21 protein-coding genes are annotated in these 22952 nt (G+C 67.3%); 9 read left to right on the top strand and 12 right to left on the bottom strand.

Going from position 1 to position 22952, the window contains the following annotated elements; translation table 11 throughout:
- Positions 1 to 123: 123 nt before the first annotated feature.
- The gene (locus H5J31_RS18685; protein ID WP_181773876.1) at positions 124 to 759 is read left to right on the top strand and encodes an SCP2 sterol-binding domain-containing protein; all 636 of its coding nucleotides are present in this window, start codon (positions 124 to 126) and stop codon (positions 757 to 759) included.
- Positions 760 to 845: 86 nt separating this feature from the next.
- Complete coding sequence (locus tag H5J31_RS18680) at positions 846 to 1436, top strand: SCP2 sterol-binding domain-containing protein (RefSeq protein WP_181773934.1); 591 nt, start codon at positions 846 to 848, stop codon at positions 1434 to 1436.
- A gap of 10 nt (positions 1437 to 1446) precedes the next feature.
- Here H5J31_RS18680 and H5J31_RS18675 read toward each other — a convergent pair whose 3' ends face one another.
- The 7 genes from H5J31_RS18675 to pdhA form a co-directional block, all read right to left on the bottom strand.
- Entirely contained in the window at positions 1447 to 3183 is a 1737-nt protein-coding gene (locus tag H5J31_RS18675) for an ATP-binding protein (protein ID WP_181773875.1), read from the bottom strand.
- A 74-nt stretch (positions 3184 to 3257) separates the two neighbouring features.
- The gene (locus H5J31_RS18670; protein WP_181773874.1) at positions 3258 to 3740 is read right to left on the bottom strand and encodes an FxsA family protein; all 483 of its coding nucleotides are present in this window, start codon (positions 3738 to 3740) and stop codon (positions 3258 to 3260) included.
- Between the two features lie 85 nt (positions 3741 to 3825).
- Positions 3826 to 5736, bottom strand: coding sequence for an ABC transporter ATP-binding protein (locus H5J31_RS18665; protein ID WP_328701542.1), 1911 nt, complete (start codon positions 5734 to 5736; stop codon positions 3826 to 3828).
- Positions 5737 to 5804: 68 nt separating this feature from the next.
- Positions 5805 to 6380: a TetR/AcrR family transcriptional regulator gene (locus H5J31_RS18660; protein ID WP_181773873.1), complete on the bottom strand. Its 576-nt coding sequence runs from the start codon at positions 6378 to 6380 to the stop codon at positions 5805 to 5807.
- A gap of 148 nt (positions 6381 to 6528) precedes the next feature.
- The gene (locus H5J31_RS18655) at positions 6529 to 7896 is read right to left on the bottom strand and encodes a dihydrolipoamide acetyltransferase family protein (RefSeq protein WP_181773872.1); all 1368 of its coding nucleotides are present in this window, start codon (positions 7894 to 7896) and stop codon (positions 6529 to 6531) included.
- A 16-nt stretch (positions 7897 to 7912) separates the two neighbouring features.
- Positions 7913 to 8905 (bottom strand): alpha-ketoacid dehydrogenase subunit beta, encoded by a 993-nt coding sequence (locus H5J31_RS18650; protein WP_181773871.1) that lies wholly within the window; start codon positions 8903 to 8905, stop codon positions 7913 to 7915.
- A gap of 1 nt (position 8906) precedes the next feature.
- The gene (gene pdhA / locus H5J31_RS18645) at positions 8907 to 10112 is read right to left on the bottom strand and encodes a pyruvate dehydrogenase (acetyl-transferring) E1 component subunit alpha (RefSeq protein WP_181773870.1); all 1206 of its coding nucleotides are present in this window, start codon (positions 10110 to 10112) and stop codon (positions 8907 to 8909) included.
- A 374-nt stretch (positions 10113 to 10486) separates the two neighbouring features.
- Between pdhA and H5J31_RS18640 the strand changes: the two genes are divergently transcribed.
- Together H5J31_RS18640 and H5J31_RS18635 are read left to right on the top strand one after the other, a co-directional pair.
- Positions 10487 to 11899 carry a M20/M25/M40 family metallo-hydrolase gene (locus H5J31_RS18640; RefSeq protein ID WP_181773869.1) on the top strand — a complete coding sequence of 471 codons (1413 nt, stop codon included), beginning with the start codon at positions 10487 to 10489 and terminating at the stop codon, positions 11897 to 11899.
- An 84-nt stretch (positions 11900 to 11983) separates the two neighbouring features.
- Positions 11984 to 12841 carry an alpha/beta fold hydrolase gene (locus tag H5J31_RS18635; protein ID WP_181773868.1) on the top strand — a complete coding sequence of 286 codons (858 nt, stop codon included), beginning with the start codon at positions 11984 to 11986 and terminating at the stop codon, positions 12839 to 12841.
- Between the two features lie 85 nt (positions 12842 to 12926).
- On the opposite strand, the gene H5J31_RS18630 is transcribed toward H5J31_RS18635, so the two are convergent.
- Positions 12927 to 13925 carry an ABC transporter substrate-binding protein gene (locus H5J31_RS18630; protein WP_181773867.1) on the bottom strand — a complete coding sequence of 333 codons (999 nt, stop codon included), beginning with the start codon at positions 13923 to 13925 and terminating at the stop codon, positions 12927 to 12929.
- A gap of 67 nt (positions 13926 to 13992) precedes the next feature.
- Between H5J31_RS18630 and H5J31_RS18625 the strand changes: the two genes are divergently transcribed.
- The gene (locus H5J31_RS18625; protein WP_207898252.1) at positions 13993 to 15024 is read left to right on the top strand and encodes a FecCD family ABC transporter permease; all 1032 of its coding nucleotides are present in this window, start codon (positions 13993 to 13995) and stop codon (positions 15022 to 15024) included.
- Positions 15021 to 16025: a FecCD family ABC transporter permease gene (locus H5J31_RS18620; protein ID WP_181773866.1), complete on the top strand. Its 1005-nt coding sequence runs from the start codon at positions 15021 to 15023 to the stop codon at positions 16023 to 16025. The genes H5J31_RS18625 and H5J31_RS18620 overlap by 4 nt, the downstream gene beginning before the upstream one ends.
- Positions 16026 to 16029: 4 nt before the next feature.
- On the opposite strand, the gene H5J31_RS18615 is transcribed toward H5J31_RS18620, so the two are convergent.
- From H5J31_RS18615 to H5J31_RS18605, 3 genes are read right to left on the bottom strand one after another with little or no spacing between them, the layout of a single operon-like run.
- The gene (locus tag H5J31_RS18615; RefSeq protein WP_181773865.1) at positions 16030 to 16872 is read right to left on the bottom strand and encodes a transglutaminase family protein; all 843 of its coding nucleotides are present in this window, start codon (positions 16870 to 16872) and stop codon (positions 16030 to 16032) included.
- On the bottom strand, positions 16869 to 17816 hold the full coding sequence (locus H5J31_RS18610) for an alpha-E domain-containing protein (protein ID WP_125790813.1): 948 nt from the start codon (positions 17814 to 17816) through the stop codon (positions 16869 to 16871). The genes H5J31_RS18615 and H5J31_RS18610 overlap by 4 nt, the downstream gene beginning before the upstream one ends.
- Before the next feature lie 12 nt (positions 17817 to 17828).
- Positions 17829 to 19490, bottom strand: coding sequence for a circularly permuted type 2 ATP-grasp protein (locus H5J31_RS18605; RefSeq protein WP_181773864.1), 1662 nt, complete (start codon positions 19488 to 19490; stop codon positions 17829 to 17831).
- Positions 19491 to 19638: 148 nt separating this feature from the next.
- Here H5J31_RS18605 and H5J31_RS18600 point away from each other — a divergent pair, with 148 nt between their 5' ends.
- The 3 genes from H5J31_RS18600 (at position 19639) to H5J31_RS18590 (ending at position 22080) form a co-directional block, all read left to right on the top strand.
- Positions 19639 to 20454, top strand: a complete 816-nt coding sequence (locus H5J31_RS18600) for a basic amino acid ABC transporter substrate-binding protein (RefSeq protein WP_181773863.1) — start codon at positions 19639 to 19641, stop codon at positions 20452 to 20454.
- Positions 20455 to 20524: 70 nt separating this feature from the next.
- Complete coding sequence (locus tag H5J31_RS18595; RefSeq protein ID WP_181773862.1) at positions 20525 to 21328, top strand: amino acid ABC transporter permease; 804 nt, start codon at positions 20525 to 20527, stop codon at positions 21326 to 21328.
- The gene (locus H5J31_RS18590; RefSeq protein ID WP_207898250.1) at positions 21325 to 22080 is read left to right on the top strand and encodes an amino acid ABC transporter ATP-binding protein; all 756 of its coding nucleotides are present in this window, start codon (positions 21325 to 21327) and stop codon (positions 22078 to 22080) included. Before H5J31_RS18595 ends, H5J31_RS18590 begins: the two co-directional genes overlap by 4 nt.
- On the opposite strand, the gene H5J31_RS18585 is transcribed toward H5J31_RS18590, so the two are convergent.
- Complete coding sequence (locus H5J31_RS18585) at positions 22077 to 22820, bottom strand: ESX secretion-associated protein EspG (protein WP_181773861.1); 744 nt, start codon at positions 22818 to 22820, stop codon at positions 22077 to 22079. The two genes, H5J31_RS18590 and H5J31_RS18585, sit on opposite strands and share 4 nt — an antisense overlap.
- Between the last annotated feature and the right edge of the window lie 132 nt (positions 22821 to 22952).

The raw sequence follows: 22952 nt of genomic DNA, 5'->3' as shown, positions 1-22952 counted from the left end.
AGACCTCCCTTTTCTCCGGTGAGACGCTACCGGGCTACCCCCGGCGAGGGTGATTTCGGCACGCTTGCCCGCCTACCTACTCACGGGTAGCCTTACGCCTGGGTAGGCGAAGGTGGAGGGCAGATGACCGAGATCGTGGGGCTGACCGGCCGCGCGTTGGTCGACGCGCTGGAACGGATCGAGCCGGATTCGGCCGACGCGCACGCGCTCGACGTCAACGACGTCGCGGGTGCCGTCGACCCGAAGGACCTCGGCAAGGACGACGTCCGGCGGCTGCTGGCCGCGCTGGGACGGCTCGCGGAGTCCGCGCCCGCGTTCGACCTCCGCAAGGTCGACCCGGCCCGGTTCGCGAACCTCGTCGCCCGTGCCTCCCGCACGCAACTGGAGAGTGTCGTCGCCGAACGGCCGCTCCGGGAGCGCGTGCTCCGCGAGATCTTCGACCGCATGGGCGCCCACATCCGGCAGGACCGGGCGAAGACACTGCACGCGGTGGTCCACTGGCGGCTGTCCGGCGGCACCGGCGACGGCGGCTACGACCGCTACGAGACGGTGATCTCGCACGGCGAGTGCACGGTCAGTCGCGATATGAAGGAGAAGCCGAGGGTGACGATCACGATCGCGCCCGTCGACTTCTTCCGGCTCATCACCCATCAGGCCACCCCCGCTGTGCTATTCGTCACCGGAAAGATCAAAGTAAAAGGTGATCTGGCCTTCGCGGCGGGCCTGATCGGTTTCTTCGACCTTCCGAAACCGTCCTGAGCCCGGCCGAGCAGATACACTTCCGTGCCGTGTCCCGAAATTCGAGGAACAAGCGCTGGCGGGAGAAGGTCCGCCTTTCCCGTCCGTTGCGGCTGCACCACGCGCGCACTCGCGGTGAGCACGTCGTCAACGCCTTCGCGGAGAAGCTCGAGCTCTCCAAGCTGACCCCCGAACAGTTCGTCCAGGTGCTGGAAACCCTGCACATGCTGGGGGAAACCGGCGCGGGCATCGAGCTGAGCTCACTGGAGACGGAGGTTCTCGTCGACGTCGTCCAGCGGGCGTCGCGGGAGCAGCTCAAGGGCATCGCCGACCATCCGGAACTGCGTTCGGCGTTCCTCGACGAGATTTTCCGTCGAATGTCGGACCATTTCGTCCCGGAACGCGCACGCCATGTCGATTTCGTCGTCGCGTGGCGATTCACCGAAGGTGGCGGAGAAGACGGATTCGATCGTTTTCAAACGGTCATCGAGGACGGCGTGTGCGTTTCCAGCACCGATCTCGCGCGCACTCCGGACACCACCATCACATTGTCCGTCGACGACTTCATCCGGATGGCCACCGGCAACGCGGCCGTGGCGGCGATGTTCGTGACCGGCAAGGTGAAGGTCAAGGGCGAGTACGCGCCGGCCGTCCGGTTCAGCGGCTATTTCGACATTCCCAAGCCGAGCGGCGCCTAGCTTCGGGGGCTCAGCCCTCGTCGAGAGTGCGCTGCGGGGTGCGGCGATAACGCACGTTGGGGCTACGCAGATTTCGCTCCGTCGCTTCGATCAGTCCCTGCCGGAGCAGGGCGCTCAGCCAACGTGACACCGTTCGATCCGGAAGTCCTGTCGCCGTCACCAAATCGGCACGGGTCGCCTCGTTTTCACCTAGCGCGAGAAGAATTTCCTCGCGGCGATCGGCACGTCGCCGCTCACGAACCGGACCATCCACAGGGGTCGGGACGACGTCGTCGGCGAGGGTGTACTGCGCGTACCGACGTCCACCGGCCGGAACGAGCAAGCCGCGAGCGACCAGATCGCCGAGCTCCTCTGTGGCGACGCGAGAGTCGAGATCGTTCGCGTTGCGGTAGGCCTGATTGTTGAGTGTCTCACCGTGGAACAGCATCGCGAGGCCGTGACATTGGCCGTCAGTCAGCCCATGCTCACGAAGCGACGCGATCCATTGGACGGCACCGTCGCCCATCAGGGTGTGGTTGGGGAAGGTGGCCGTGAAAGTCGAGATGTCATCGGCGAACCGCGGCGGACTGAGCTTGGCGTCTCGCATCGCCGCCAGCATCGCGGGGATCCCGGATCCGCGGTTTTCGCAGATCGGGCGGTCCGACCCTGGTAGTGGCGTGTCCTCCAGAAGCTTGAGCAAGGTCGCGTTGCGAGCCGAGGACGTGCCTTCGACACCGAGATTCTCCTCGCGGACCGACCCGTAGAGGCCGCCGGGATTGCGGATGATCAGGCGGTCGGGATACATCTCGACCTGCACTTGAGTTCCCAGTGCGGGTCCGGAGTAGTCGCGGTGCACCAGCGCGTTGACCACTGCCTCGCGCAATGCCGTTTCGGGGTACTCCCAAGTCTCCGCCCGCCCTGCGCCACGAATCGTCGATCGGCGCTTCATGTTGCGACGGAGGGCGATGAGGGCTTCGTCGACGATCACCGGAATCGGCCCCTCGGCCGCGACGTTGTCGACGAACCTCGTGCCGCTTCGCGGGTCAGGTCCCGACTTGGTCGGATAGTGGACGAACGTCAACATGACCTGAGGAAAGAATTCCTGCGGGTACTCGCCCAAAGCCAAGAGTCCGGCCAGGGACAGCTCCTCGCCAATGAGTACCTTCGCCCGGCGTAGCGCCGCGGCGGTGTCGAGGTTTGCGAATGCTCTCCGGCGATGGCGGCGAAGGCGATTCAGGAAGGCTTCGGTGAGTGAGCCATCGAGGTTCGCGACCGAGCTTCCGGGAACTGGCTGTTCGTCGTCTCGCGGCTGGCCGCGGTTCGCCACCATCAGCTGGACTTCGTAAGGGCTTAGCTTTCGGTCGCCGTCGGCGACTCGGATGTAGCTTCCCTGTGTCATGCCTGTCCCGCGGTTGTACGCGGGCTTGCTGCCGGATGGCAGTTCGGGGATCTCGGCGACCACGAGGTCGGCATCCTCGAATCGGTGCGTTCCGATCAGCGGCCGGAGGGGAGGCTCGAGGTTCTCGGAACACATCGCGGCCAGATCGGCCTCCAGCTTGGCTGGATCTCGAACGCCGTTCGCCTCGAAGCCACGGGATTCGTCGAGGCCGAAGATCAGTATGCCTCCGCTGGTGTTGGCAAAGGCCGAAAGCGTCTCGCGCACGCTCTTGGGCAGCTTCGTCTCCGCGCGTTTCGCCTCTACGAAAGCATGATCGCCACCGAGCGTACGGAGATTAGAGATGATCTCGATGAGTTCGTCGTGGAGCATGCCGCCGTCCTAGCTTCGCCACTAGCTTCGCCACTAGTAGTGTAGTGGCGAAGCTAGTGGCGAAGCTAGGGAGCTCAACCCTCGACGATGCGGCCTTCGATCACCGGCGGCTGCTTCTTCGTGGCCTCGGCGGGGGGCGTGTCCGTGACGACCTCGCTGTCCACCACCATCACCGGCCCGCGCGTGCGGTTGGCGAACTTGACCGCGCGGCGCGCCATGCGCTTCTGCCAGACCTTGCGCGCGACGCTCCGTGTCGGCGGGAGGATGAGCAGCAGGCCGAAGACATCGCTGACGAAACCGGGAAGCAGGATCAGCAGGCCGCCGAGGCCGATCAGCATCCCGTCGGTGAGTTCCTTCTCCGCGTCGGCCGGGCGGCCGAGGCGGGAGGACTCGGCGAAGGCCCGGAACGCGCGCCCGCCTTCGCGGCGTGCGAGCCAGGATCCGATGAACGCACCGGCGAAGAGCAGCGCGATCGTGCCGAGCACGCCAATGGCCGAGCCCACCGCCCAGACGGCGGCGATCTCGGCGACGACATAGAGCAAGAACGCGACAGCCATACCTGGACAACGTACGGCTTGCCCGTTTTGCTCCCAACCCCCGAAACGGTGACCTGGGTCAACCGTTCCGGGGGAAGGTGTCCACTCAGCTGACGGCTTCGTCGAGATACGCGGCGGCTTGCAGGGTGAACAGCTCGGCGTAGCCCGCCTTCGCCGCCATCAGCTCGTCGTGCGTGCCGTATTCGGCGACCTTTCCGTGCTCCAGCAACAGGATCCGCTCCGCCTGCCGGACGGTGGAGAACCGGTGCGAGATGTACAGCGTCGTGCGTCCCTCCGAAAGTTCACGCAGCCGCGAGAAGAGGTCGTGTTCGGCCTGGGCGTCGAGCGCGGACGTCGGCTCGTCGAGGATCAGGATCGGCGCCTCCCGCAGGAACGCCCTGGCCAGCGCGATCTTCTGCCATTCGCCGCCGGAGAGGCTGACGCCCTGGTCGAACCAGCGGCCGAGTGGGCTGTCGTACCCGCTGGGCAGGCGTTCGATCCGCTCGTCGGCGCCGGCCCGCTTCGCCGATTCCTCGATGCGCTCGCGGTCGACGAGGTGCGTCAGGTCGCCGAGTCCGATGTTCTCGGACGCGGTGCCCTGGTAGGTCACGTAATCCTGGAACATCGCGCTGATCGCCCGCCGCAGTTCCACCGGGTCGTACTCGCGGATGTCGACGCCGTCGAGCAGGATCCGCCCGCCCGTCGGGTCGTACAGCCGGCACAGCAGTTTGAACAGCGTCGACTTCCCGGCGCCGTTGCGGCCGACCACGGCGACCGTCTCGCCCGGCCGGATCTCGAAGGTCACGCCGTCGAGCGCGGGTTCGGGGGCTCCGGGATAGGTGAAGGACACCTCCTCGAACTCGATATGTCCCTCCACAGTGGACGGAATCGGCCGCGGTTTCGGCGGCGCGACGATCTCCGGTTCCGTGGCGAGGAAGCGATACAGCGTGTCGAGGTACAGATTGTTCTCGTACATCCCGGAAAACGCGGTGAACAGGCCCTGGACCGACGTCTGCACCGAAGCCGCGGCGGCCGTGTACAGCGCGAGATCGCCGAGGGTGAGCCGTCCACCGACGGCCTCAAGCGCGATGTACAGCGCGATCGCGGATCCGGCGGCGGTGCTCAGCAGGCCCCACGACGTCGAACTGATGCTGCGGCTGCGGGTCAGTTTCCGTTGCCGGTCGTAGGAGACCTGGCCGAGGCGCTGGAACCGGTCGACGAAATACGGGCCGAGGCCGAAGAGCTTCGTCTCCTTGGCGTAGGTGTCCGTGGTGACCAGAGAGTTCAGGTAGTCCATCCGGCGCTTCAGCGGCGACATCATCAGCGTCAGCCAGAACGCGCGAGCGCCGTACTTCGACTGCGAGATGAACGCGGGGATCGGCGCCACGAGGGCGACCAGCGCGAGCAGCGGGCTGATCGAGACGAGTAGCGCGATCATGCTGCCGAAGGTGATCGCCGTCCGGACCAGGCCCAGTGCCGAGTTCATCATCGACAGCGGCCGCGTCGGCGCCTCCTGAGCGGCCTGGCGCAGCATGTCGTAGGAGGCGGAGCCCTCGAAATACGACAGGTGCAGTTCGCTCGCGTGGCTCATCACCTGGTGGCGAATGGTGAGGGTCATGCGTTCCTGCAGCAGAGCCTGGGCGTAGGTGGTCAGTGCCTGCGAAAGCGCCGTCAGCACGAGGATGCCGAACTGGAACGCCGCGATGACGACGATCGCGCTCTTCGTCCCATGTCCCTGGATCGCCGCGACCACGGAGTCGATCAGCAGCTTCGCGATGTACGCGGTCGCCGTCGGAAGAAGGCCGGAAAGCAGCGTCACCAGCGTGATCATGATGGTCAGCACCGGGCTCGCCGCCCAGGTCAGCTTCGCGACCTTGGGCAGGCCGCGGACCGTGCCGGCGATGTTGACCCACATGCGGTTGAGCCGGGACTTCAGGTCTTTCGGGCCGGCTTCGGGTTCCGGATCCGGGATGTCGACCGGGCCGGTCAGACCGCTGTCGGGCACCGTCGTCGCCATACGACGACGTCGGCCTCTCGCCATCATCAGCGTTTCGAAGCCGCCGCCCCCTCCGGGCGGGCCGCCGATCACGCGGCCCCCAAGGCGCCGTTGAGGAATACGTCGACCAGTTCCATCGTGGTGGGTTCGTCTCCCGTCTCGCTGAACCGGATCCGGCCGCTGAACAGCAGCGAGAGGAAGAGTGCCGCGGACTGCGTCGGCGGCAGGCGCAGCTTGTCCTTCTCCGGTTCGAACAGTTCGGCCATGGCGTCGCGCATAGCGCTCATCGATTCCTTGCGCCGGTCCCCGCGGCCGTCGGGGCCGTGGCGGTGTTCGGGCCGTCTGCCGGTGCCGTGCATCGCGGCCATCAGCGCCCCCATCCGCTGAAGGTGTGCGCTGAGCGCGTCGGCGGCCTCGATGAGCCTGTCGTCGAGGGGCTGGTCGAGGTCGATCACGGCGATCGCGTCGAGTACCTGGTCCGGCTTGAGCGCTTCGGCGAAGCAGGTGGCGAAGAGTTCGTCCTTGTCCTTGAACACGCGGAAGACCGTGCCCTCACCGATCCCGGCGGCGCGGGCGATCTGGGCCGACGTGACACTCGCGCCGTGCTCCACCAGCAAGGGCAGCACGGACTGGACGATCATCCGACGCCGTTCCTCGGCACTCATGCCCGGTGCTCTCCGTCGGGAGGTGGTTTCTGTCATGCCTCCAGTGTGCGGAGTGAGTGCTCACTCCGTCAAATGAATAAGCCAGATGTCCGTGAAGGCCTCCTTCCCTACTCTCAGGGTAGGGAAGGAGGCCTTCACGGACTTTGGGTCAGTAGGTGATCGCGACCGCCGGGTCGGCCAGCAGAGCGCCGACGTCGGCCAGGAACTCCGAACCCTGCTGCCCGTCGACCACGCGGTGGTCGAAGCTCAGCGAAAGCTGGAGGACCTTGCGCACCTTGATCTCGCCGTCGACCACCCACGGGGTGTCCTTGATCGCGCCGAGGCACAGGATCGCGGACTCGCCGGGGTTGATGATCGGCGTACCGGTGTCGACGCCGAAGACGCCGACGTTGGTGATGGTGATCGTGCCGCCGAGCATGGCCGCCGGGGTGGTCTTGCCCTCGCGGGCGACGTCCGTCAGTTCGGTGAGCGCGATCGCGAGTTCCTTGAGGGACATCGAATCCGCGTCGCGGACCTTGGGCACGACGAGTCCGCGCGGGGTGGCCGCGGCGATCCCGAGGTGCACGTAGTCCTTGTAGACGATCTCCTGCGCCGCTTCGTCCCACACCGCGTTGACGTCCGGAGTGCGCTTGGCCGCCATGCAGACGGCCTTCGCCGCGAAGGTCAGCGGGGTGACCTTGACCCCGGCGAACTCGCGCGACTTCTTCAGCTTCTCCCGGAATTCCATCATCGGCGTGACGTCGATGGTGAGGAACTCCGTGACATGCGGGGCCGCGTAGGCGCTCTGCACCATCGCGGCCGCGGTGGCCTTGCGGACGCCCTTGATCGCCACGCGGCGCTCGCGGGTGGCCGGGTCATAGCCACTGTCCACAGTAGACGCCGCGGTGGTGGCCGGTGCGGCGGAACCGTTGGCGGCGGCGTGCACGTCGTCCCGGGTGATCACGCCACCCTCGGCGGTGCCGGTGAGCGCGTGCAGGTCGACGCCGAGGTCCTTGGCGAGTTTGCGCACCGGCGGCTTCGCCAGCGGTACGTACCCACCCTTCGGAGTCGCGACAGGGGCCGGTGCCGCGGGAACGGGAGCCGGTGCCGGAGCGACGGCCACCGCGGCGGCGGGTGCGGCAGGTGCGGCCGGAGCCGCGCCCTTCCGTGCCCGGCGCTGCGTGACGACGGCCTTGGAGCCGTAGCCGACCAGCGGCTTCATCTCCTCCTCGGCAGGCTCCTCTTCCTTCGCCGCGGCGGGTGCCGGCGCGGAAGGAGCAGCCTTGCCGCCCGGGTCGACGTCGATGGTGAGGATCGGCGTACCGACCTCCACCGTCTGGCCCGGTTCGGCGAGTAGTTCGGTGACGACGCCCGCCCAGGGGATGGGCAGTTCGACGGCGGCCTTCGCGGTCTCGACCTCGACCACGATCTGGTTCACCGTCACGATGTCACCCGGCTTGACCTGCCAGGCGATGATGTCGGCCTCGGTTAGCCCCTCCGCCGTGTCGGCGAGAGGGAAGTGCTTGTATTCGGGCATTTCGGGAACTTCCCCCTTACCAGGCGAGTGAACGGTCGACGGTGTGCAGCACCCGGTCCAGGTCGGGGAGGTAATGCTCCTCGAGCTTGGCCGGCGGGTACGGCGTGTCGAAACCGGTCACCCGGAGCACGGGGGCTTCGAGCGAGTAGAAGCATTCCTGCTGCACGCGCGCGGCGATCTCCGAGGTCAGCGACGTCTCGGACGGCGCCTCGCTCAGGGCGATCAGCCGTCCGGTCTTGCGCACCGACTCGAACACCGGGTCCAGGTCCAGCGGCGACAGCGTCCGCAGGTCGATGACCTCGAGGGACTTGCCCTCGTCCTCGGCGGCGCTGGCCGCGTCGAGCGCGACCTTCACCGACGGGCCGTACGCGACGACAGTGGCCGTCGTGCCTTCGCGGACGACGCGGGATTTGAACAGCGCGTCCGGCGTGCCTTCGGTGTCGACCTCGGCCTTCAACGCGCCCGAGTGGTACAGCTTCTTGGGCTCGAAGAACAGGATCGGGTCGTCGGACTTGATGGCCTGCTGGATCATCCAATAGGCGTCGACGGCGTTCGAGCACGAGACGACCTTGAGGCCGGGGACGTGCGAGAACAGCGATTCCGGCGACTCCGAGTGGTGCTCGACCGCGCCGATGCCGCCACCGAACGGCACCCGGATCACGATGGGCATCTTGACCTTGCCCTGCGTCCGGTAGTGCAGCTTCGCCACCTGGCTCACGATCTGGTCGAAGCCGGGGAAGATGAAGCCCTCGAACTGGATCTCGCACACCGGGCGGAAACCGCGGACGGCCAGGCCGACCGCGGTGCCGATAATGCCCGACTCGGCGAGCGGCGTGTCCAGCACGCGCTGCTCGCCGAAGTCCTTCTGAAGACCGTCGGTGATGCGGAAGACGCCGCCGAGCTTGCCGACGTCCTCACCCATGATCAGGACCTTGGGGTCCTCTTCCATGGCGCGCCGGAGACCGAGGTTGATCGCCTTGCCGATGGTGAGTTTCTGGAGGTCGCTCATTTCAGTGCTCACCCGCCCCGACGAAACCGTCCAAGTAGGACAGGAACTCTTCGCGCTGCGCGTCCAGCATCGGCGTGGATTCCGCGTAGACGTTGGAGAAGATCCGCTCGGGAGGCGGTTCAGGCATGTTGAAGCAGTACTCGCGCAGTTCGGCAGCGAAAGCGTCCGAGTCGGCCTGCACCTGGTCGAAGAACGCCTGGTCGGCGCCGCCACCGCGGGCGAGGTACGCCCGGACGCGCTCGATCGGGTCCTTCAGTTTCCACTCCTCCAGCTCGTCGGAGAGCCGGTAGCGGGTGGGGTCGTCGGTGGTGGTGTGCGCGTCCATCCGGTAGGTGAACGCCTCGATCAGCACCGGGCCGTTGCCGTGACGGCATTCCTCCAGCGCCCAGCGGGAGACCGCGAGGCAGGCGAGGACGTCGTTGCCGTCGACGCGGATGCCGGGGAAGCCGTAGCCGCGGGCGCGCTGGTACAGCGGCAGGCGCGACTGGCGTTCGGTGGGCTCGGAGATCGCCCACTGGTTGTTCTGGCAGAAGAACACGAGCGGCGCGTCGTAGACCGCGGCCCAGACGAAGCCTTCGTGCACGTCGCCCTGCGAGGTCGCTCCGTCACCGAAGTAGCAGATGGTGGCTTCGCCGTCGTCGTCGCCGACCTTGCCTTCGAACTTCTGGCCCATCGCGTAACCGGCGGCGTTGAGCACCTGGTTGCCGATGACGATGGTGTACGGGTGGAAGCCGTGGGCCTTGTAGTCCCAGCCGCTGTGGTCGGTGCAGCGGAAGATGCCCAGCAGGTCCTTCATGTCGACGCCGCGGGCGTACGCGACGCCGTGTTCGCGGTAGCTGGGGAACGCCATGTCCCCCTGCCTCAGCGCACGGCCGGAGCCGATCTGCGCGGCCTCCTGGCCGAGCAGCGGAACCCAGATGCCGAGCTGGCCCTGGCGCTGCATCGCGTTGGCCTCGCGGTCCGCACGGCGGACCAGGACCATGTCGCGGTAGAGGCCGCGGAGGGCTTCGGCGTCGATGTCGTCGACATACCGGTCGAATCGCGGCGAGGAGACCCGTTCGCCTTCGGGGGTGAGGAGCTGGGTGAGCTCGGCTCCACCTTCGCTCGTTGCTCGCAAACCGGCGATCACCTGTTCAGGGGAAGGTTGGGCCGCTACCGCGGCGGGACCATCTCCAGGTTCCGGGTGCGTCCAGTGTTCGGACGGCATGCGCTGTTCTCCTTGGTGTCGGCGCCTCTGGCGGCCACTTGTGGCGGCCACAGTGACTGCGCCGGCGGGGACCTGCGCGTCGGATCTGAAGCGCTGGGTCACCATCGGCGTTGACGGTTCGTGCGCACATCCTGGCATGCCGGATGCCGTTTTGGTCAGTGGCGGATGCTGATTTGTTGCTGAGAAAGGGTGTCTGATCAGGGAAAATGCTAGGAAGCCCGAGTGTGGGGCCGCCGAAAGTAGGGGATTCACCCGCGCGCCGACCAGCGGCTGACGAGCCCCACCGGGCGTTGTGTCCGGCTTGATCGCTCACGATCCGCAGCCCGCCGTTGTGACCCATCACACCCCCGCGAACCCGTGGCAGGATGGCGGACGTGGAGCAGAAATCCGTACGCGAAACCGTGGTTTCGAACTGGACGCACGACGTCCTTCCCAGCTTGTCCGGCCTGGTGGCGATCCCCGCGTTGTCGCCGGCCTTCGACTCCGAGTGGGCGAAGAGCGGCCATCTCGCCGCCGCTGTCGAGCATGTCCGCGCCTGGATCGCCGCCCGGGAGATCCCCGGCGCGACGCTCGAGGTCGTGGAACTCGAAGGCCGCAGCCCGCTTCTCGTCGTCGACATCCCGGCGACGTCCGAAGCGGCCGACAAGGGCACCGTGCTGATGTACGGGCACCTCGACAAGCAGCCCCCGGTCGGTGGCTGGTCCGAGGGGCTCGACCCGTGGACGCCGGTGATCCGCGACGGCCGGCTGTACGGCCGCGGCGCCGTCGACGACGGCTACTCGGGCTACGCGGCGACCACCGCGATCGAGGCCGTGCGCGCCGCCGGTGGCGAGCACTCCCGCGCGGTCGTGCTGCTCGAGACCGGTGAGGAGTCCGGCAGCCCGGACCTTCCCGCGTACGTCGAGCACCTGAAGGAGCGCCTCGGCGCCGTCTCGCTGGTCGTCTGCCTCGACGCCGGCGGCACCGACTACAAGCGACTGTGGCTGACCACCAGCCTGCGCGGCATGCTGCACGTCAACGTCACCGTGAAGGTGCTCGAGTCCGCGCAGCACTCGGGGATGGCCAGCGGCATCGTCGCGAGCTCGTTCCGTGTCCTGCGTGTCCTGCTCGATCGGATCGAGAACGCCGAGACCGGCGAGATCAAGCTCGCCGAACTGAGCGTCGACATTCCGGAGAACCGCGTCGACGAGGCACGCGGCGTCGTCGAGATCGCGCCCGGCGCGGCGAAGACGCTCTTCCCGGTGGTCGGCCGCCCGGTGTCGGACGACGACCTCGAACTACTGCTCAACAACTCGTGGCGGCCGACGTTGTCGGTGATCGGCGCGGAGGGCTTCCCGCTCCCCGCCGACGCGGGCAACGTGCTCCGCGACAGCACCACGCTCACGCTGAGCTTCCGGCTCCCGCCGACCGCCGACGCCAAGGCCGCGATGGAGGCCGTCCGCCGCGTGCTCACCACCGACGTCCCCTACGACGCTTCGGTCGAGCTCGGCGACTTCCAGGCCGAGAACGGCTGGAACGCGCCCGACACCGCTCCCTGGCTCGACGACGCCCTGCACCACGTGAGCGGCGAGGTCTTCGGCGCGCCGCACAAGAGCTACGGCATGGGCGGGTCGATCCCGTTCATGGGGCTGCTCGGCGAGAAGTACCCGGAGGCGCAGTTCGTCGTCACCGGCGCCTGCGGTCCGGACTCGAACATCCACGTGCCGGACGAGTGGCTGAACATCGACTTCGCGCAGCGGGTCACCGAAGCGGTCGCGCACATCCTGGACGCGCACGCGCGGAGCTAGATCTTTCTCGCTCACGCTGCAATGAAAGGCCCGTTACTAGCAAAATTTGCCAGTAACGGGCCTTTCATTGCACGCGGGAGGATCATGTTCGAAGGTTTCGAGCTCGAAAAGATAGACGTCGGCGAATCGACCTTGAGAGTCCGCTACGGCGGTTCAGGGCCGCCTCTCGTTCTCCTCCACGGACATCCCCGCACGCACACCACCTGGTACGACGTCGCGCCCCGGCTCTCGGACGCCTTCACCGTCGTCTGCCCGGATCTCCGTGGCTACGGCCAGTCCTCGAAGCCCGAGACCACCGAAGACCACTCCGCTCATTCGAAACGTGCCATGGCGACCGACGTCGTCGCGCTCATGCGGCACCTCGGCCACGAGCGGTTCGCCGTCGCCGGTCACGATCGCGGCAGCGCCGTCGCCTACCGCCTGGCCTTCGATCATCCGGAAGCCGTCACGAAACTGGCGATCCTCGACGGCATCCCGATCGGCGAGCACCTCTCCCGCGCGGACGCCGGGTTCGCGCAGGCATGGTGGCACTGGTTCTTCTTCGGTCAGCTCGCGAAACCCGCCGAGCGCGTGATCAACGCCGACCCGGACGCCTGGTACGGCGGCGATCCCGAAGCGATGGGCGCCGAGAACCACGCTGACTTCCTCCGCGCGATCCACGATCCCGAGACCGTCCACGCCATGCTCGAGGATTACCGCGCCGGCCTCGGACCCGACCGCGAAGCCGATGACACGGACAAGGCGGCAGGGAACAAGATCATGTGCCCGCTGCTCGTCCTGTGGTCCAGCTTCGACGACCTCGGCGATCTCTACGGCGACCCGGTCGCCGTCTGGCGCGAATGGGCCGAAGACGTCCGAGGCTTCGCGATCGAATCCGGGCACCACATGGCCGAGGACAACCCGGCCGACCTCGCGGCGGCGCTGCGGGAGTTCCTGGGCTGAGCCGGTCGTGAGTGGCGATTCGGGTTAGAACCCGAATCGCCACTCACGACCAACCTGACCCACTCGGCACCGCTGCCTTCGCGGCTTAGGCGAACTTGTTCAGCGCGGCGGTCAGTTCCGTCAGCTGCGGCGTGAACCGCTGGTAGGAGAACGGCGTCTCGTTGTTCCAGGGGATCAGCTTCCCGGCCTTCACCGCGGGCAGCTGCGCCCAGGTCGGCACGCCGCCGAGCCCGTCCGGGCCGAGGGAGAGCGAGCCGCCGCGGTTGTCGTACATGATCACGTCGGCGGGGTACTTGCCGATGTTCTCCCAGCTGATCTGCTGGTAGTAGCCGCCCTGGCTCTCGTCTGGCGACTCCGGCGTGACGAAGTTCAGGCCCTTGCTCTGGTAGTGCTTCGAGGTCGCGAACTTCGGCGCGTTCGAGACGTAGACGGCGTCCTTCTGTGCGGACACCAGCAGGATCTTCAGGCCCGCGGCCTTCTTCGCCGCTTCACCGAGCGCGGCGTCGGCCTTCTCGTACTCGGCCTTCGCGGCCTGGATCGCCGGAGTCTCCGTGTCGGCGCCCAGCGCCTTCGCCAGCGAAGTGAACTTCGCGATCCCCTCCGGCATCGAGATGTCCTGCAGCCGGATCCCGACACTCGGCGCGGCCTTGTCGATCTTCTCCGTCTGCGTGTCCGGGACGTACCACATCTGTTCCTTCAGGTACATCACGCTGATCAGCAGCTGAGGGTCGAGCGAGACGAACTTGTCGAAGTTGAACTCGTTCCAGACGTTCCCGAGCGAGGTCACCGTGTTCAGGTCGACGCCGCCCGCCTGCGGGTCCGGCTTGCCGTCGGCGAACTTCGACGGGCCGAAGATCCCGACCGACTTCACGCCGAGGTCCCACAGCGCGGCGGCCGCCGTCACCTGCGCGACGATCCGGGTGGGCCGCTCGCCTTCGAGCTTGCGCCCGCGGTCGTCGGTGAAGGACCACGTCGTGCCCGCTCCCCGCGACGGCGTCTCTTCCTGGTAGCCGCAGGCGGTCAGGAGGCCGGTGGCGCCGAGCGCCGCGGTGCCGGCGAGGAAGCCGCGTCGGGAGAGGTGCATCGGAGATCTTCTTTCGCCATCGAACCGGATTTCGTAGTTAGGCTAGCCTTCGCTTACTGTGAACGCCATGGTCCAGGTCACGGAGCGCGTCAGCTCACCGAGGACCAGCGTCTCCGTGCGAACGCTGGTCCTGGTGGGGTCGCTGATCGCCCTCGCCGCGGTCGTCCTGCTGTCGATCGGCTTCGGCTCGAATCGCCTTTCGCTCGGTGAAGTCCTGCACGCCCTCTTCGCCTACGACGGCAGTTACAACGACGTCGTCGTCCGCGACGATCGCCTGCCCCGAACGGTGCTCGGGCTGCTGGTCGGGATGGCGCTCGGGCTCGCCGGGTCGCTGATGCAGGCGATCACCCGCAACCCGGTCGCGGAACCCGGACTGCTCGGCATCAACCACGGCGCCGCCGTCGCGATCGTGCTCGGCTCGACGGTCTTCTCGGTGACTTCGCCCGGCGAATACGTCTGGTTCGCCTTCGCCGGCGCGCTCGCGGGAACCGCGCTGGTCTCGGTGATCGGTGGGACGCGGGGTGCCACGAGCCCGCTGAGGCTGGTGCTGGCCGGTGTCGCGATCCAGGCGGTGTTCGTCGGGATCAACCAGGCCATGCAGATGATCGACACGCACAACCTGCAGACCATGCGGTTCTGGCTGGTCGGTTCGCTGGTCAACCGGGACCTCGGTCAGCTGTCCGTGCTGCTGCCGTTCTTCGTCGCGGGCGTGGTGATCGCGCTGGTGCTGGCCCGTTCGCTCAACGCGCTGGCGCTCGGAGAGGACACCGCGCGCGGCCTCGGCGCGAATCCGGCGCTGGTCCGGGTCGCCGGGATGGTCGCCGTCGGGCTGCTTTCGGCGGCGGCGACCGCGGCCTGCGGGCCGATCGCCTTCGTCGGCCTGATGATCCCGCACGTCGTCCGGTTGCTGGTCGGCCAGGACGAACGCTGGGTGATGCCGCTTTCGGCGTTGCTCGGGCCGGTACTGCTGCTCGGCTGCGACGTCCTCGGCCGTGTGGCCGCGTCACCGGCCGAGATCCAGGTCGGCGTGATGACCGAAGTCGTCGGCGGGGTCGCGTTCGTGATCGTCGCCCGGCGTTTGAAGGCGGTGCGCCGATGAGCACGCTCGTCCGTCGCGAGTCCGGTTTGGACAGACGTTCTACGGTCGTCGTCGCCGCGCTGGCCCTGGTGACCTTGGCCCTCGTCGTGCTTTCGGTCGGCACCGGCGACTACGAGATGAGTCCCGGCGAGGTACTCACGACGCTGGCCGGTTCGGGCACGAAGGCGCAGTACCTGGTCGTCATGGGACGGCTTCCGCGCGTACTGGTCGCGATCCTCGTCGGCGCCGCGCTCGCACTGGCGGGCGCGGTCTTCCAGACGCTGACCCGGAATCCGCTGGGCAGCCCGGACATCATCGGGTTCACCACGGGCTCGGCGACCGGCGGCATCGTGACGCTGCTGTTCTTCGGTTCCGGCCCCGGCGTCGTTTCGCTCGGCGCTCTCGCGGGCGGACTGCTGACGGCGCTCGTCGTCATGGCGTTGTGCGCGCCGCACGGCCTGCTGAGTTCGCGGCTGGTGCTGCTCGGGATCGCGGTCAGCGCGGTGCTGGTCGGCGTGAACTCGTATCTGCTGGTGAAGGCGAATCTCGAGGCCGCCGCACAGGCCGTCGGCTGGCTGGTCGGCGATCTCGCCGGCCGCGACTGGAACTACTTCGTGCCGCTGGCGATCGCGATGGCGGTGTTCGTCCCGATCGTGTTCGTGAACGGCCGCGCGCTGAAGATGCTGGAGATGGGCGACGACGCCGCCACCGGCATCGGTGTCGACGTCCCCCGCGTGCGGCTGACCCTGGTGCTGGTCGCGGTCGCGCTGGTCGCCGCGGCCACCGCCGCGACCGGGCCCATCCCGTTCATCGCGCTCGCCGCACCGCAACTGGCGCGCCGGATGACGCGCTTGCCGGGACCGAACCTGGTGGCGTCGGTCTTCGTCGGCGCGACACTGGTCGTCGCGGCGGACTACCTGGGCCAGCGTCTTCTCGAAGCGTCGTTGCTCCCGGCGGGCGTCGTGGCGGCCGCGCTCGGTGGCGCGTATCTGCTCTGGCTGTTGCTGCGGCGCAGGGCCTGACGGCTCAGGTCAGACGGGTCAGCTGCACCGAGACGTCCAAAGTGGACTGACCGCCGCCGGTGAAGATGCCCTTCAGCGGCGCGACGTCGGCGTAGTCCCGTCCGTACGCGACCCAGACGTGCCGCGTCCCGACCGGGATCGCGTTCGTCGGGTCGTAGGCCCACCAGCCGCCGGTCCAGACGTCGACCCAGGCGTGGCTTTCGCCCTCGACGGTCTCGCCGAGCTTCGCCTCCGGCTTCGTGTGCAGGTACCCGGAGACGTAACGCGCCGGGACGCCGATCGCTCGCAGCATCACCAGCGTCACATGCGCGAAGTCCTGGCAGACCCCTTCGCGCGCACGCCAGGCGTCGGTCGCCGTACTGTGCACACCGGTCGTCCCGGGCTGGTACTTGAGCTGCTCGTTGACCCACTCGCAGACCGCGAGCACGGCCTCCGCCGGGTCGAGCCCCTTCCGTAGTTCGCGCGCGACCTTCGACAGTTCCGGATCGCGCGGCGTGTACGCCGTCGGGGTCAGGTATTCGGTGCGGTGGTCGACCACGGTGTCGCTGCGCAGGTCCTTCCACGACGCCGAGCGGATCGGCTCGCTTTCGTCGGCCGTCTCGACCACCGACGTCGCGAGCACGGTGAACTCGGTGTGCGGCGCGTGAAGGTCGAAGGACGTGACGACGGTGCCCCAGTAATCCGTGTACCGATAGGCGCGGGTCGCCGGCGTCGTCTCGACGCGGTTCACGACCGTGGTCTGCCGCCGGTCCGAACGCGGGGTCAGCCGCGCCTCGTTGTACGACTGCGTCGCGGGCGTCGCGTACCGGTACCCGGTCCGGTGGGCCACCCGAAGTTGCCAGGTCACAGCGAAACCTCCGCACCGCTCCAGGCCACCCAAGGCGACGAGTGGAAGTACTGCACCGAAACCGCGTCGCCGATGTCCTTGATCGACGTCTGCAGGGCGCCGAGCCGTTTCGGCAGATCCTCCAGCAGATCGGACTGCCGCAGGAACTCCAGCTCGCTGCGGGCACGGCCGAGTTGCCGCAGCGCCTCGGACTTCTCGTTGGCCCGCGAGTTGACGCCGGGATCCAGGCGCTCCAGGCATTCCTCGGCCTGGCGCAACGCGTGGAACACCGATCGCGGGAACAGCGTGTCCCGCATCAGGAACTGCACGACACGGGCGGCGTCGAGCGCGCCGCGATAGGTCCGCAGGTAGGTGTCCTGCGCGCCCGCCGATCGGAGCACGGTGATCCAGCCCGGCGACGACGCGCTGTCCTGGACTCGCGAAAGCAGCAGGCGCACCACCATGTCCGCGCGTTCGATCGAACGGCCGAGCACCATGAACAGCCAGCCGTCGTCGCGGCTCATCGTGGAATCGGCGAGTCCGGCGAACATCGCCGCGCGTTCCTCCACGAAGGAGAGGAAGGCGTGCGGCCCGGCGCGGCGCGCGTACCGCTGCCTGTCCGGCACCGCGTTCCACGTCGCGTTCAGGCATTCCCACAGTTCGGTCGAAACGACCTCTCGGGCACCGCGCGTGTTCTCTCGGGCAGAGTTGATCGAGCCGACGATCGACGCCGGGTTGTCCTTGGCGTAGGCGACCAGTTCGGTCAGCTTCCACACGTCGAGGGAGTCCATGCCCTCCGGCGAGATGCCCAGGACGGCGAGCAGCTGACGGCTCGCGTGGTCCGGGTCGACGCTCGCATCTTCGAGCAGCTGATGCACCGAGACGTTGAGGATCCGGGAGGTGTCATCGGCGCGTTCGACGTACCGGCCGATCCAGTACAGCGATTCCGCGTTGCGGGCGAGCACATCAACCTCCCTTTATGCCTGTTGCTGCTGCTGTTGCTGGGTCGTGGTCAGCTCCGGCCCCTGTTCGGCGACCAGACCGTCCACTTGGGACAGTGCGCCGAGCGCGGGCCGTTCCAGCTCGCGTTCCGCCGTCGAGGACCGTGGCGCCAGCACCCAGGTGTCCTTGGAGCCGCCACCCTGCGACGAGTTGACCACCAGGCTCCCCTCCGGGAGCGCGACCCTGGTCAGCCCGCCGGGAAGGACGAAGATCTCCTTGCCGTCGTTGACCGCGAACGGCCGGAGATCGACGTGCCGCGGCGCCAGTCGTTCGTCCACTTTGGATGGAACGGTGGACAGCTGCACGACGGGCTGGGCGATCCAGCCGCGTTTGTGCGCCCGGACCTTCCGCTTCAGCGCGGCGAGCTCCGCCTGCGTCGCGTCCGGCCCGAAGACGATGCCGTACCCGCCGGAGCCTTCGACCGGTTTGATCACCAGCTCTTCCATATGCTGCATGACGTAGTCGAACTCGTCCGGCAGCCAGCAGCGGAAGGTGTCCACATTGGGCAGCAGCGGCTTCTCGTTGAGGTAGTACTTCACCATCTCGGGCACGTAGGTGTAGACGAGCTTGTCGTCGCCGACACCGTTGCCCACCGCGTTCGCGACCACCACGTTGCCCGCGCGGGCCGCGTTGAGGATCCCGGCGACCCCGAGTACGGAATCCGGCCGGTAGTGCACCGGATCGAGGAACTCGTCGTCGATCCGCCGGTAGACGACGTCGACCTGGCGTTCACCCTCGGTGGTGCGCAGGTAGACGACGTTGTCACGACAGAACATGTCGCGGCCCTCGACCAGCTCGACGCCCATCAGCCGGGCCAGCAGCGAATGCTCGAAGTACGCGGAGTTGTGCACTCCCGGCGTGAGCACGACGACCATCGGGTCGGCGACGTTCGCCGCGGCGGCCGCCCGCAGCGCGCGCAGCAGATGGGAGGCGTAGTCGCCGACCGGCCGGACCCGGTGCTGGGCGAACAGGTCCGGGAACACACGCGCCATCGTGCGGCGGTTCTCCATCACGTACGACACCCCGGACGGGTTGCGGAGGTTGTCCTCCAGTACCCGGAACGTGCCCTCCTCGTCACGCACCAGGTCCACACCGGACACGTGGATGCGGACGCCGTTGGGCGGGTTGATCCCGAACGCCTCGCGCTGGAAATGCTCACACGAGGTGATCAGCCGTCGCGGGAGAACGCCTTCACGCAGGATCTGCCGGTCGCCGTAGATGTCGGCGAGGAAGGCTTCGAGCGCGCGGACCCGTTGCGCCACACCGCGTTCGAGTTTGCTCCATTCGGCCGAAGTGATCACCCTCGGCACCAGGTCGAGCGGGAAGGGGCGCTCCTGGCCGGACAACGAGAAGGTGATGCCCTGATCGACCATCGCGCGGTCGATCGCCGCCGAGCGGGAAGACAGATCGGTCGAGGTCAACGCGGAAATCGACTCGTACAGCGCCCGGTACGGCTGGCGGACCGTTCCGTCGGCCGTGAACATCTCGTCGTACGCGCCCGCGTGCGGCCGGACCGGCGAGAGATAGCCGTCGAACTGCGCACCGGGTTTCGCCGCCCGCCTCGCCGAAGTCGTCGCGCGGGGGCGGCGGCCGGCCGGTGGGAGGCGCGGCGCCGAGTTGTTGTTCATGGTCGCCATACTCGCTCACCCTGCCATGTCGGCGCGATACCTCGCATAAGAGCAGTGACGGCCGAAACGGCGCTGTAACGTCGTAGTGCTGTGATTGCCGCCGGATGAGTGGCAATATGCGTGCTCTCGACACATGGGAACTACAAGGAGTGACGACGTGGCCCGATTGAAAGCGCTCGCCCTGATCCCGGCGCTCGCCCTAGCCGCGGGAGTGCTGACTGCTTGCGGTGAGGAAGGCGGTACCGCGGCAGGCGGCGTCCAGCTCGTCGCCTCCGGCAAGATCACCACCTGCACGCACCTGCCCTACCAGCCGTTCCAGGTCAAGCAGGGCGACAAGATCGTCGGCTTCGACGTCGACCTGGTCGACCTGGTCGGCAAGAAGCTGGGTGTCGAGCAGAGCATCGTCGACATCGCCTTCGAGAACATCGAGTCCGGTGAAGCGATGAACAGCGGACAGTGCGACGTCGCCGCGGCGGGCATGACGATCACCGACAAGCGCAAGGAGAAGTTCGACTTCTCCGACCCGTACTTCGAGGCGACCCAGGCGCTGCTGGTCAAGACCGGTTCGCCGATCAAGGACCTCTCCAACGTCGCCGGCAAGAAGATCGGCGTCCAGTCGGCCACCACCGGTGCCGACTACGCCAAGGAAAAGGCCGCCGGCGCCGAGATCGTCACCTATGACGACCTCGCGCTGCTCGAAGAGGCCGTCAAGAACGGCACGGTCGACGCGGGCGTCAACGACAACGGCGTGCTCTACGACTACGCGAAGACGAACCCGGACACCACGGTCGTCACCGAGTTCAAGACGAACGAGTTCTACGGCATCGGGGTGAAGAAGGGCAGCACCGCCCTGCTCGGCCAGATCAACGAGGTGCTGAAGGCGTCCGCGGCGGACGGCTCGTACGCGCAGATCTACCAGAAGTGGTTCGGCAAGGCGCCGACCTGGCAGCCGGGCAGCCCGACCGCCGGTTGATAATCCGTCCCCTGTGGCCGGTGCCCAGTGCACCGGCCACAGGTTTGTCGCCACTTGTTTGAGGAGAGAAATGGCTTTGAGCCGCCGCCAGCGACGTTCGGCGTTCCGAACCGGGCAATACGTCCTGCTGCTGGTGATCGTCATCGTGCTCGCGCTGCTGGCCGACTGGAGCAGGATCGGCAAGGCGTTCTTCGATCTCGACGTCGCCGCCAAGCAGTTCCCGGACGTGATCACGGTCGCGCTGAAGAACACGGTCGTCTTCACCGCGCTCGGTTTCGCGCTCGGTCTGGGGCTGGGTCTCGTACTCGCCCTGATGAGACTTTCTTCGGTCGGCCCGTACCGCTGGTTCGCGCGCGGGTACATCGAGTTCTTCCGCGGCCTGCCCGCGCTGCTGATCTTCCTCGCCGTCGGCATCGGTGTCCCGACGGCGTTCAACACGCAGGTGCCGCGCAACATCGCGATCATGCTGGCGCTGGGCATCGTGTCCTCGGCCTACATGGCGGAGACCATCCGCGCCGGTATCCAGGCGGTGCCGCGCGGACAGGTCGAGGCGGCGCGTTCGCTCGGCATGTCGCCCGCGCGCACGATGATCACGATCGTGATCCCGCAGGCGTTCCGGATCATCCTGCCGCCGCTGGCCAACGAGCTGATCATGCTGACGAAGGACTCTTCGCTGGCGTTCCTGCTCGGCACCACGCCGGCACAGCAGGAGCTCGCGCAGTTCAGCCGTCAGGCGTTGCTGGAGGCCAAGGGCCTGACGCCGATCGTCGTCGCGGGTCTCTGCTACCTGGTCATCACCATTCCGCTGTCGATCCTGCAGCAGCGGCTCGAAAAGAAATACGGAGCCGGAGTGCCCGGCGGAGGAACGGTATGAGCACCCAGACGATCGTCGAGGTTTCGGGACTGCACAAGGCGTTCGGCGAACTCGAGGTGCTCAAGGGCATCGACCTGCGGGTCGAACGGGGTCAGGTCGTCTGCATCATCGGCCCGTCCGGTTCGGGCAAGTCGACGTTGTTGCGCTGCGTCAACCTCCTCGAGGAACCGCAGCAGGGCAAGATCGTGGTCAACGGCAGCGAGATCACCGATCCGGACGTCGACATCGACGGCGCCCGCACCAAGATCGGCATGGTCTTCCAGTCGTTCAACCTGTTCTCGCACCTGACTGTGCTCGAAAACCTCACCGTCGCGCAGCGGAAGGTTCTCAAGCGCGGCAAGGAAGAGTCGGAGCGCGTCGCGCGGGACAACCTCGCGAAGGTCGGCCTGGCGGAGAAGGAGTCTTCGCTGCCGACGCAGCTTTCCGGTGGACAGCAGCAGCGAGTCGCGATCGCCAGGGCGCTGTCGATGGACCCGGACGTCATGCTGTTCGACGAGCCGACGTCCGCGCTCGACCCCGAACTGGTCGGCGACGTCCTCGCGGTCATGCGGCAGCTCGCGCAGGAGGGCATGACGATGCTCGTCGTCACGCACGAGATGCAGTTCGCCCGCGAGGTGGCCGACATCGTGCTGTTCATGGACGGCGGCGTCGTCGTCGAACAGGGCGCGCCGGACCAGGTCATCGGCGACCCGCAGGAGGAACGGACCAAGACGTTCCTCTCGCGGGTGCTGAACCCGAACCACCAGGACTAGCGGCCTCTGAGCTGCGCTTCCAGCTGGACCACCTTGGCGGCCACGTCGTGCGGCCCGGCGCCCATGAGGCTCACCCAGCCCTTGGCGTCGGCGCCGAACACGACCCGGCCCTGTTCGGTGTCCATCCAGCCCGGTGGTTTCTCCACGCGTTTCCGGTTGCCGCCACCATCCCGGATGGCGACGTACAGCCTTCCGAAGAAGGTGTGCGGCGACCGGATCCACTGGAGGAGCTTCTTGGCGTCGCGGATACTCGGGCTGGCGCCGGTCAGCATTTCGCCCTTCATCAGGAGATGCAGGTCGGCTTCCGAGCAGTTCAACGACGGTGTGCGGGCGCCGGGAGCGTCGGGAAGCAGACCGGTGAAATCCTGCGCGAGCGTGTCCGGCCGGGTCGGCGTCAGGTATACGACCTGGTCGACCAGGACGACGGTGACCGCCTCGCGGCCACTGCCCGCGGCGCGAACGGTCCGTTCACGCCCTTCGGACTTCACCCACGAGTAGTACTCGGCCGCCGGCCGCTGCAGGAAACGCAGCGTGTCGAGGAACTCGTCGTCGATCCGCCCGTTCCTCAGCAGCCCTTGTCTGTCCAATTCGGACTGAGCGGTGGCCTTGAGCTCGCGTCGTTCCTCGGGCAGGTACCACTGCGCGCCCCGAACGAGCGTCGGATGGATGTCACCGAGATTATGTTGGTCCAGAAGGGTTTCATACGTCTGGAGCGTCAGTTCGACAGGCTTCTGGAGCACGGTTATGCGCCGATCACCGGCGGAACCGGCTTGTCACCGTCGTAGCCGCCGAACAGGGAGTCGCCGTCCTCTTCCTGCAGCGTGATCTTGCGCTGGTGCTCCTCGTCTTCGCCACCCTTGCCGCCTTTACCG

It is taken from the genome of Amycolatopsis pittospori, assembly GCF_013870525.1.
In the GTDB taxonomy this organism is placed as follows: domain Bacteria; phylum Actinomycetota; class Actinomycetes; order Mycobacteriales; family Pseudonocardiaceae; genus Amycolatopsis; species Amycolatopsis pittospori.
This window is presented reverse-complemented; position numbering and strand designations above follow the sequence as displayed.

Coding starts and splice junctions, on each gene's coding strand:
- H5J31_RS18660 (WP_181773873.1), bottom strand. CDS start 6,380: ATGAGTGCCGAGGAACGGCGTCGGATGATCGTCCAGTCCGTGCTGCCC.
- H5J31_RS18605 (WP_181773864.1), bottom strand. CDS start 19,490: ATGGCGACCATGAACAACAACTCGGCGCCGCGCCTCCCACCGGCCGGC.
- H5J31_RS18670 (WP_181773874.1), bottom strand. CDS start 3,740: ATGGCTGTCGCGTTCTTGCTCTATGTCGTCGCCGAGATCGCCGCCGTC.
- pdhA (WP_181773870.1), bottom strand. CDS start 10,112: ATGCCGTCCGAACACTGGACGCACCCGGAACCTGGAGATGGTCCCGCC.
- H5J31_RS18590 (WP_207898250.1), top strand. CDS start 21,325: ATGAGCACCCAGACGATCGTCGAGGTTTCGGGACTGCACAAGGCGTTC.
- H5J31_RS18620 (WP_181773866.1), top strand. CDS start 15,021: ATGAGCACGCTCGTCCGTCGCGAGTCCGGTTTGGACAGACGTTCTACG.
- H5J31_RS18655 (WP_181773872.1), bottom strand. CDS start 7,896: ATGCCCGAATACAAGCACTTCCCTCTCGCCGACACGGCGGAGGGGCTA.
- H5J31_RS18625 (WP_207898252.1), top strand. CDS start 13,993: ATGGTCCAGGTCACGGAGCGCGTCAGCTCACCGAGGACCAGCGTCTCC.
- H5J31_RS18675 (WP_181773875.1), bottom strand. CDS start 3,183: ATGCTCCACGACGAACTCATCGAGATCATCTCTAATCTCCGTACGCTC.
- H5J31_RS18685 (WP_181773876.1), top strand. CDS start 124: ATGACCGAGATCGTGGGGCTGACCGGCCGCGCGTTGGTCGACGCGCTG.
- H5J31_RS18635 (WP_181773868.1), top strand. CDS start 11,984: ATGTTCGAAGGTTTCGAGCTCGAAAAGATAGACGTCGGCGAATCGACC.
- H5J31_RS18650 (WP_181773871.1), bottom strand. CDS start 8,905: ATGAGCGACCTCCAGAAACTCACCATCGGCAAGGCGATCAACCTCGGT.
- H5J31_RS18630 (WP_181773867.1), bottom strand. CDS start 13,925: ATGCACCTCTCCCGACGCGGCTTCCTCGCCGGCACCGCGGCGCTCGGC.
- H5J31_RS18595 (WP_181773862.1), top strand. CDS start 20,525: ATGGCTTTGAGCCGCCGCCAGCGACGTTCGGCGTTCCGAACCGGGCAA.
- H5J31_RS18665 (WP_328701542.1), bottom strand. CDS start 5,736: ATGGCGACGACGGTGCCCGACAGCGGTCTGACCGGCCCGGTCGACATC.